This window comes from Streptomyces durocortorensis (assembly GCF_016901035.1).
In the GTDB taxonomy this organism is placed as follows: Bacteria; Actinomycetota; Actinomycetes; order Streptomycetales; family Streptomycetaceae; genus Streptomyces; species Streptomyces durocortorensis.
The window spans coordinates 651-9354 of record NZ_JAFEUF010000248.1 but is presented as its reverse complement, the minus strand read 5'-3'; the positions used below and the strand labels follow the sequence as shown (position 1 = coordinate 9354).

The following is an 8704-nucleotide window of genomic DNA, read 5'->3' as shown; positions in this document are numbered from 1 at the left end:
CCCTCCTCCTGCGCGAGGGCCGCGGACCCCGGCCGGCGGGGGGGGCGGGGCGGGGGGGCGCGGGGGGGGGGGGCGGCCGGGCGCTCGCCGCGTTCCAGGGCGGAGTCGACGAGTTCGCCGATCCGGGCGCCCGCGCGGCGGCCCTCCAGATGGAGCCGGCCGACGTTGATGCGGTCCTCGGCGAGCAGGGTCAGGACGGCGGAGGAGCCGGCGGCGTAGGTGGCGATGTAGCCGTTGCCGCCGCGGACCAGCAGTTCGCGGAAGCCGCCCCGGCCGGTGGCGTCGGTCATCCGGATGGAGACGCCGAGGGCGGCGGCGGTGAGGGCGGCGACGCCCTCCGCCTCGACGCCCGGGGTGTCGTGGGCCAGGACCAGACCGTCGGTGGAGGCGGCCAGCGCCCCGGAGAGCATCGGAACCCGGGCGCGTAACCGCTGGAGCTCGTCGAGGACATCACGCACTTCGGCCTCGGGCACCATCAGCTGTCTCCTCCCGGCACGCTGTCTGAGCGCGCGTATCACAGGGCCTCCAATGCGTCTCGGAGCCGGCGCAACAGGGCGATATCGGGGTCGGCCGTCACCTCGGGGAGCGTGATCCGGCCGGGGTCGGCGACGGCCGGCAGGGGCTGGGCGCGGACCGCCTCGACCAGCCCGGCCGCCGCGAGACGCCGCAGGTCGACCAGGATGTGGAACGCCGAACGGCCCAGCGCCTGCGCGATGTCCGAGGCCGTGCGGACCCCGTCGACCAGCTCCAGTAGCCGGCGCTGCCGGGCCGGCACCGGGGCGTCGGTCCCGTGCGCCGTCCGCAGGAGCGGGGCGCTGTCGCAGGCGGGGTCGGGCCAGATCCGGTCCAGGAACTCCCGTCTGCGCAGCGTCTCGCGCTCCACGGCGGCGACCGGGACGGGCCGTACCGGACCGATCCAGTGCGCCACCCCGTAACGGAAGCGGGCGGGCGTCCCGGTCGGGGCGAGCGCGAAGAACGCGGCGTCGTACAGCGCGCCCAGGTGGCACAACTCCAGTGCGCCGCCCGGTACATGACCGCTGTCCACGAGATACCGGCCGACCCGGCGGCCCGCCCCGGCCTGGGCCACGGCGTCCCACCAGCCCTCGTGCCGCAGGGTTCCGCCGGTGGTGAGCAGGACGTCGATGCCGGGGGTGGCGGGGCTCTCGGCGTGCACCACCTGGCCGTCGGCGAGGTAGAGCGTGCCGCGGTCGCGCATCAGGGCGCCGGTGGCGCGCTCGGCGGCCAGGCGCTGGAGCATCGGGGAGAGGACCGGGAGCCGGTCGGTCTCCGGGGCGTCGGGGTCGGCGGCTATCGCGCTCATGCCAGCACCAGCCGTTCGGCCAGTTCGCCGAGGCGCATCCGGGCGAGCGCGAGGTTGCCCGCGGAGCGGTCGAGCCACAGATGGAGGAAGACGCTGCTGTCGAATGCCGTCTCCACGAATCGGAGCATGTGGTATCCGTCATGGGTGGTGACGATGATGTCCTCCACGGGGGTGCTCGGTGCCTCCGCGGACCGTTCGCCTTCCGCGCCGAGGTGGGCGAAGGCGGGCTGTTCGGCGGTCATGCGGGCGACCTCCGCCGTCTCGGCGGCGGTCGCCTCGTGGTCGCCGTTGGGGGAGTCCCCGATGGTGCCGAGGGCGAGGCCGCTCGTCCAGTCGACCACCGAGGCGCCCCGGGCACCGGGCAGCCTCATGACTTCGAGCAGGCACTCGTCGATTCCGGGCACGCGGTTTTCCCCTCCCGACGCGGCGTACGGCTGTGACGCAGAGGCTACGCAACGTGCTCACGGCAGGTGGAGGTTCTGGCATTTTCCTTTGGTACATGCCCTCCGGGGTGTAAAGGAGCGGCTGAAATGTGGTGGCCGGGAGGCGAGGTGACGCCCGGTCAGGCCGCGTCAGCGCCGGACTTCTCGCGGGCCGTCATCACCACCTTGTTGAGCGCCCACAGCCCGATCCCGATCAGCAGCAGGATCCCGGCCCGTACGTACACGTCGGAGCCCCGGTCGGCGAGCGGGCTCGCCAGGATCAGCGAGGTGAGCGCGCCGAGCACCGGAAGCACCGTGGGCGTACGGAAGTGGCGGTGGTCCACCCGGTCCCTGCGCAGCACCAGCACGGCGACGTTGACCACGGTGAAGACGCAGAGCAGCAGGAACGAGGTGGTGTCGCCGAGTCCCTCGATCTCGCCGGTGGAGACCAGGCCGATCGCCAGGGCGGAGACGAAGACGATCCCGACCCAGGGGGTGCGCCGGCCGGACAGCACCTTGCCCATCGTGGGCGGCAGGATGCGCTCGTTGGCCATGCCGTAGCAGAGCCGCGAGGCCATCATGATGTTGATCAGCGCCGAGTTGGTGACGGCGAACAGGGCGATCAGCGCGAAGAGTTTCGGCGGGAAATCGACGCCCCCGGCCTTCACCACCTCCAGCAGCGGGCCACTGGACCCGGACAGGGTGCGCGAGTCGACCAGGAGCGAGGAGACCAGGGCGACCAGGACGTAGATGGTGCCGGTGACGCCCACGCCGATGAAGATGGCGCGGGGGAAGGAGCGGGCGGGGTTCTTGGTCTCCTCGGCCATGTTCACCGAGTCCTCGAAGCCCACGAAGGCGAAGAAGCCGAGCGCGGTGGCGCCGAGGACGCCGGTGAGCAGCGCGTACCCGGTGCCGCCGGTCTCGATCTGGGTCAGCCGGGAGGGCTCACCGTCGCCGCTGAACACGGCGTACGCGCCGATCGCGAGGATCACCGCGAGCCCGCTGACCTCGACCAGGGTCAGGACGACGTTCGCCTTGACCGACTCGGCGACCCCGCGCAGGTTGATCGCGGCCAGGGCGAGGATGAACAGGATCGCGATCAGCGTCGGCGGCACCGCGTCGGTGAATTCACCCAGGTAGTCGCCGCTGAACGCCCGCGCGGCCGCGCTCGCGGAGGAGAGACCCGAGCACATCACCATGAAGGCGACGACGAAGGTCAGGAAGGGGATCTTGAACGCCTTCTGGGTGTAGAGCGCGGCCCCGGCCGCCTTCGGGTACTTGCCGACCAGTTCCACGTACGAGGCCGCCGTCAGCATGGCGACGACGAAACCGATCGCGAAGGGCAGCCACAGCGCGCCGCCGACCTTGCCGGCCACGTCCCCGGTGGTGGCGTAGATGCCGGTGCCGAGGATGTCGCCGATGACGAAGAGGATCAGCAGCTTGGGGCCCAGCGCGCGCTTGAGCGGCGGCTCCGCGCCGGTTTCCGTCCGGTCCCCGTGATCTCCGCGGCCTTTGCGACCCCCGGGTTCCGCCGGTGCGGGTGTGTCGGGAGTGCTCATCGGTGCCTCCGGTCCGGCTCGGGGCGGGCCTCGGGTTCGGCCTCCCGCTCGGTAGGGAGAACGTGTTCCCGATCGCGACGCGAACCGCACCTGTTGACTACGACTATTCAGAACAGCAGGATGTGAATAGAATTTCACCATCGCGAGGAGGCACCGCCATGTCAGGACCCCGCCCCGTACGAGCGCCGCGCGGCAGCGCCCTCAGCACCCTGGGATGGCAGCAGGAGGCCGCCCTGCGCATGCTCCAGAACAACCTGGACCCCGAGGTCGCCGAGCACCCCGACAAGCTCGTCGTCTACGGCGGCACCGGCAAGGCGGCCCGCGACTGGCGCTCGTTCGACGCGATGGTCCGCACCCTGGAGACGCTCAAGCAGGACGAGACGATGCTCGTCCAGTCCGGGCGGCCGGTCGGCGTCATGCAGACCCACGAGTGGGCGCCGCGCGTGCTCATCGCCAACTCCAACCTGGTGGGCGACTGGGCGAACTGGGAGGAGTTCCGCCGCTTGGAGCAGCTGGGCCTGACCATGTACGGCCAGATGACCGCCGGGTCCTGGATCTACATCGGCACCCAGGGCATCCTCCAGGGCACCTACGAGACCTTCGCCGCCGTCGCCGCGAAGAAGTTCGGCGGGACGCTGGCCGGGACGATCACCCTGACCGCCGGGCTCGGCGGCATGGGCGGCGCCCAGCCGCTCGCCGTCACCATGAACGACGGCGTCGCGATCTGCATCGACGTCGACCCGCGCGCCATCGAGCGCCGCATCGAGCACCGCTACCTGGACGTGAAGGCCGACAGCCTGGAGCACGCCCTCCAGCTCGCCGTCGAGGCCCGTGACGCCCGCCGCCCGCTCTCCATCGGCCTCCTCGGCAACGCCGCCGAACTGCTGCCCCGGATGCTCGCCGAGGGCGCGCCGATCGACATCGTCACCGACCAGACCAGCGCCCACGACCCGCTGGCCTACCTGCCGCTCGGCGTCGACTTCGACGACATGGCCGACCTCGCCGCCGAGAAGCCCGCCGACTTCACCCAGCGCGCCCGCGAGTCCATGGCCCGCCACGTCGAGGCCATGGTCGGCTTCATGGACGCCGGCGCCGAGGTCTTCGACTACGGCAACTCCATCCGCGGCGAGGCCCAGCTCGCCGGCTACGACCGGGCCTTCGACTTCCCCGGCTTCGTCCCCGCCTACATCCGCCCCCTCTTCTGCGAGGGCAAGGGCCCCTTCCGCTGGGCCGCGCTCTCCGGCGAGGCGTCCGACATCCACAAGACCGACAAGGCGATGCTGGAGCTCTTCCCGGAGAACGAGTCGCTGCACCGCTGGATCAAGATGGCCGGCGAGCGCGTCCACTTCCAGGGCCTGCCCGCCCGTATCTGCTGGCTCGGCTACGGCGAGCGCGACAAGGCCGGCGAGCGCTTCAACGACATGGTCGCGAGCGGCGAACTGGCCGCCCCGCTGGCCATCGGCCGCGACCACCTCGACTGCGGCTCGGTCGCCTCCCCGTACCGCGAGACCGAGGCCATGCTCGACGGCTCCGACGCCATCGCCGACTGGCCGCTGCTCAACGCCATGGTCAACGTCGCCTCCGGGGCCTCCTGGGTCTCCCTCCACCACGGCGGCGGCGTCGGCATGGGCCGCTCCATCCACGCCGGCCAGGTCTCCGTCGCGGACGGCACGAAGCTCGCGGGCGAGAAGATCCGCCGCGTCCTGACGAACGACCCCGGCATGGGCGTCATCCGCCACGTCGACGCGGGCTACGACATCGCGGAGTCGGTCGCCGAGGACAAGGGCGTACGCGTCCCCATGACGGAGGGCAACTGATGCCCACGGGCACCTCGGGGCAGGGCCCGGCCGGTACGTCCGGGCCCACCCCTCCCGCTCCGGGACGGCAGCCGTGGCGTGCGGGTGACTCCTTCCTCTCGATGTGGCGGGAGCTGGCTCCCATCGGGCGCCACCCCGACAGCGGCGGCTACCGGCGCTACGCCTGGTCGGCGGCCGACCTCGACTGCCGGGCCTGGTTCCGCGCGCAGGCCGAGGCGCGCGGGCTCACCTACGAGAGGGACCGCAACGGCAACCAGTGGGCCTGGCTCGGCGACCCCCTCGCCGGGGACGCCGTCGTCACCGGCTCCCACCTGGACTCCGTCCCGGACGGCGGCGCCTTCGACGGCCCGCTCGGCGTGGTGTCCTCCTTCGCCGCGCTCGACGAACTCCGCCGCAGAGGAGCGGAGTTCACCCGGCCGCTGGCCATCACCAACTTCGGTGACGAGGAGGGCGCCCGCTTCGGCCTGTCCTGCGTCGGATCCCGGCTCGCCGCCGGACAGCTCACCGTCGCCGACGCCCACCGCCTGACGGACGCGGACGGGACCACCCTGCCCGCCGCCATGGAGCACGCCGGATACGACCCCGGGACCATCGGCCCCGACCCGGAACGGCTCGCCCGGATCGGCGCGTTCGTCGAACTCCACGTCGAGCAGGGCCGCGCCCTCGACCTGACCGGCGACCCCGTCGGCATCGCCTCCGCCATCTGGCCGCACGGCCGCTGGCGGTTCGACTTCCGGGGCGAGGCCAACCACGCCGGCACCACCCGCCTCGTCGACCGCCGCGACCCGATGCTCACGTACGCCGAGACCGTGCTCGCCGCCCGCCGCGAGGCCGAACTGACCGGCGCGCTCGCCACCTTCGGCAAGATCGCGGTCGAGCCCAACGGGGTCAACGCCATCCCCTCCCTCGTCCGCGGCTGGCTCGACTCCCGCGCCGCCGACCAGGCCACCCTGGACGCCGTCGTCACCGGCGTCGAGCGCGCCGCCCGCCAATACGCCGAGCGGGCCGGGATCGACCTCGACGTCGTACGCGAATCGTTCACGCCCGTCGTCGAGTTCGAGCACGCCCTGCGCGACGAGCTGGCCAAGATCCTCGAAGGCGCCGGCGACACGGGGCGGCCCGTGCCCGTCCTCGGCACCGGCGCGGGCCACGATGCGGGTATTTTGTCCGCCTCGGTGCCCACCGCCATGCTCTTCGTACGGAACCCCACCGGCATCTCGCACTCACCCGCCGAGCACGCCGCCGAGGACGACTGCACGGCCGGGGTCCAGGCACTCGCCGACGTACTGGAAGGTCTCGCGTGCAGCTGACACAACGGACGGCGGGCGCGCCCGTCACCGCGACCTACTGGATGGACCACGCCTGGCTCGGCACGCACGTCGAGCCGGGCGTCACCCTGGACGTCGCGGACGGCCGCATCGCCGGGATCAGGACCGGGGTCGAGGCACCGCCGCCCGGCGCGACCGCGCTGCGCGGCCTGACCCTCCCCGGCCTCGCCAACACCCACTCCCACGCCTTCCACCGGGCCCTGCGCTCCACCGTCCAGGTGGGCACCGGGACCTTCTGGACCTGGCGCGAGCTGATGTACCGGACGGCGTCCCAGCTCACCCCGGACACCTACTTCGACCTGGCCCGCGCCACGTACGCGGAAATGGCCCTGGCCGGCATCACCTCCGTCGGCGAATTCCACTATCTGCACCACGCCCCCGGCGGCACCCCCTACGCCAACCCGAACGCCATGGGCGAGGCGCTCATCGCGGCCGCCGCCGAGGCCGGGATCCGGATCACCCTGCTGGACACCGCCTATCTCGCCGCCGGATTCGGCGAGCGGCCCAACCAGCACCAGCTGCGCTTCTCCGACACCACCGCCGAGGCCTGGGCGGAGCGCGCCTCCCTCCTCAAGGGCGACGACCACACGCTGATCGGCGCGGCGATCCACTCCGTCCGGGCGGTCCCGGCGGACCAACTGGCCACCGTCGCCGCCTGGGCCGAGGAGCGCGAGGCCCCGCTGCACGTGCACCTCTCCGAGCAGACGGCGGAGAACGACGCCTGCCGGGCCGCCCACGGCCGCACCCCCACCCGGCTGCTGGCCGACCACGGGGTCCTCGGCCCGCGCACCACCGGCATCCACAACACGCATCTGACGGAGGAGGACATCGCGCTGCTCGGCTCCTCCACCACCGGCACCTGCATGTGCCCCACCACCGAACGCGACCTGGCCGACGGCATCGGCCCCGCCGTCGCCCTCCAGAAGGCGGGCTCGCCGCTCTCGCTGGGCAGCGACAGCCACGCCGTGATCGACCTCTTCGAGGAGGCGCGGGCGATGGAGCTCAACGAGCGGCTGCGCACCCACATCCGGGGCCACTGGACGGCCGGCGCCCTGATCCGGGCCGCCTCCGCCGACGGGCACGCGGCACTGGGCCGCCCCGACGCAGGCGTGCTGGAGCCGGGTGCCCCCGCCGATCTGACCACCGTGGCGCTGGACTCCGTCAGGACGGCAGGGCCGGTGCCCCGACTGGCAGCGGAGACCGCCGTATTCGCCGCCTCCGCCGCTGATGTGCGGCACACGGTCGTGGCAGGGCGGCACATCGTCCGGGACGGCCGTCACGCGCGGATCGAGGACGTGCCCGGAGCGCTCGCGGCGGCTGTGGCAGCTCTGCACCACTGACCGCCGGCCCGCCCGGACGCGTGAGCGCCAACCCGCCCGGACGCGTAAGACCTCCGTACCTCCCGGAACGCAAGGAGAACACTCTCCAGATGACGACCACCGCCGTCACCCACATCGCCAGCCTGGTCACCAACGACCCCTCCCTCGGCAACGAGACCCCCCTGGGCCTGATCCAGGACGCGGCCGTCGTCATCGACGGCGACCGCATCGTCTGGACCGGTGAATCAAGCAAAGCACCCGCCACCGACAACGTCCTCGACGCGGCCGGCCGGGCCGTGATCCCGGGCTTCGTCGACTCCCACTCCCACCTGGTCTTCGCGGGCGACCGCACCCAGGAGTTCAACGCCCGCATGTCCGGGCAGCCCTACCGCGCGGGCGGCATCCGCACCACCGTCGCCGCCACCCGGGCCGCCTCCGACGAGGAGCTGTCCGCCAACGTCGCCCGCTACCTCGCCGAGGCCCTGCGCCAGGGCACCACCACCTTCGAGACCAAGTCCGGCTACGGCCTCACCGTCGAGGACGAGGCCCGCGCCCTGCGCATCGCGGGCCGCCACACCGACGAGGTCACCTACCTCGGCGCTCACATCGTGTCCCCCGACTACGCCGACGACCCCGCCGGATACGTCGACCTGGTCACCGGCCCGATGCTGGAGGCCTGCGCCCCGCACGCCCGCTGGATCGACGTGTTCTGCGAGCAGGGCGCCTTCGACGGCGACCAGGCCCGCGCCATCCTCACGGCGGGCCGCGCCAAGGGGCTGCACCCGCGCATCCACGCCAACCAGCTGAGTTACGGCCCCGGGGGGCCCCCCCCGGGGGGCCGGGGCCCCCCCGGGGGCCCCCCCCCGCCCCCCCCCCCCCCCCCCGGCCCCGCCGCCCCCCCCCCCGCGGGGCCCGCCCCCCCCCCGGGGCCCCCGGGG

The 8704-nt window shown here is 73.0% G+C and carries 8 protein-coding genes; 4 read left to right on the top strand and 4 right to left on the bottom strand.

Features of this window, described 5'->3' with window-relative positions:
• The 4 genes from JS521_RS30030 to JS521_RS30015 form a co-directional block, all read right to left on the bottom strand.
• A partial coding sequence (locus tag JS521_RS30030; RefSeq protein WP_205086087.1) for a roadblock/LC7 domain-containing protein occupies positions 1-476 on the bottom strand: 476 nt, incomplete at its 3' end.
• Between the two features lie 38 nt (positions 477-514).
• Positions 515-1321 carry a helix-turn-helix domain-containing protein gene (locus JS521_RS30025; RefSeq protein WP_205086086.1) on the bottom strand — a complete coding sequence of 269 codons (807 nt, stop codon included), beginning with the start codon at positions 1319-1321 and terminating at the stop codon, positions 515-517.
• Positions 1318-1725, bottom strand: coding sequence for a hypothetical protein (locus JS521_RS30020; protein ID WP_205086085.1), 408 nt, complete (start codon positions 1723-1725; stop codon positions 1318-1320). The genes JS521_RS30025 and JS521_RS30020 overlap by 4 nt, the downstream gene beginning before the upstream one ends.
• A gap of 158 nt (positions 1726-1883) precedes the next feature.
• Entirely contained in the window at positions 1884-3302 is a 1419-nt protein-coding gene (locus JS521_RS30015) for an APC family permease (RefSeq protein ID WP_205086084.1), read from the bottom strand.
• Between the two features lie 158 nt (positions 3303-3460).
• Between JS521_RS30015 and hutU the strand changes: the two genes are divergently transcribed.
• The 4 genes from hutU to JS521_RS29995 all read left to right on the top strand — a co-directional run.
• Positions 3461-5119 carry a urocanate hydratase gene (hutU, locus tag JS521_RS30010; protein ID WP_205086083.1) on the top strand — a complete coding sequence of 553 codons (1659 nt, stop codon included), beginning with the start codon at positions 3461-3463 and terminating at the stop codon, positions 5117-5119.
• Entirely contained in the window at positions 5119-6429 is a 1311-nt protein-coding gene (locus JS521_RS30005) for an allantoate amidohydrolase (protein WP_205086082.1), read from the top strand. The genes hutU and JS521_RS30005 overlap by 1 nt, the downstream gene beginning before the upstream one ends.
• Complete coding sequence (locus JS521_RS30000) at positions 6420-7787, top strand: formimidoylglutamate deiminase (protein WP_205086081.1); 1368 nt, start codon at positions 6420-6422, stop codon at positions 7785-7787. The genes JS521_RS30005 and JS521_RS30000 overlap by 10 nt, the downstream gene beginning before the upstream one ends.
• A gap of 89 nt (positions 7788-7876) precedes the next feature.
• The coding region (locus JS521_RS29995; RefSeq protein ID WP_504740028.1) for an amidohydrolase family protein at positions 7877-8704 on the top strand (828 nt) is incomplete at its 3' end.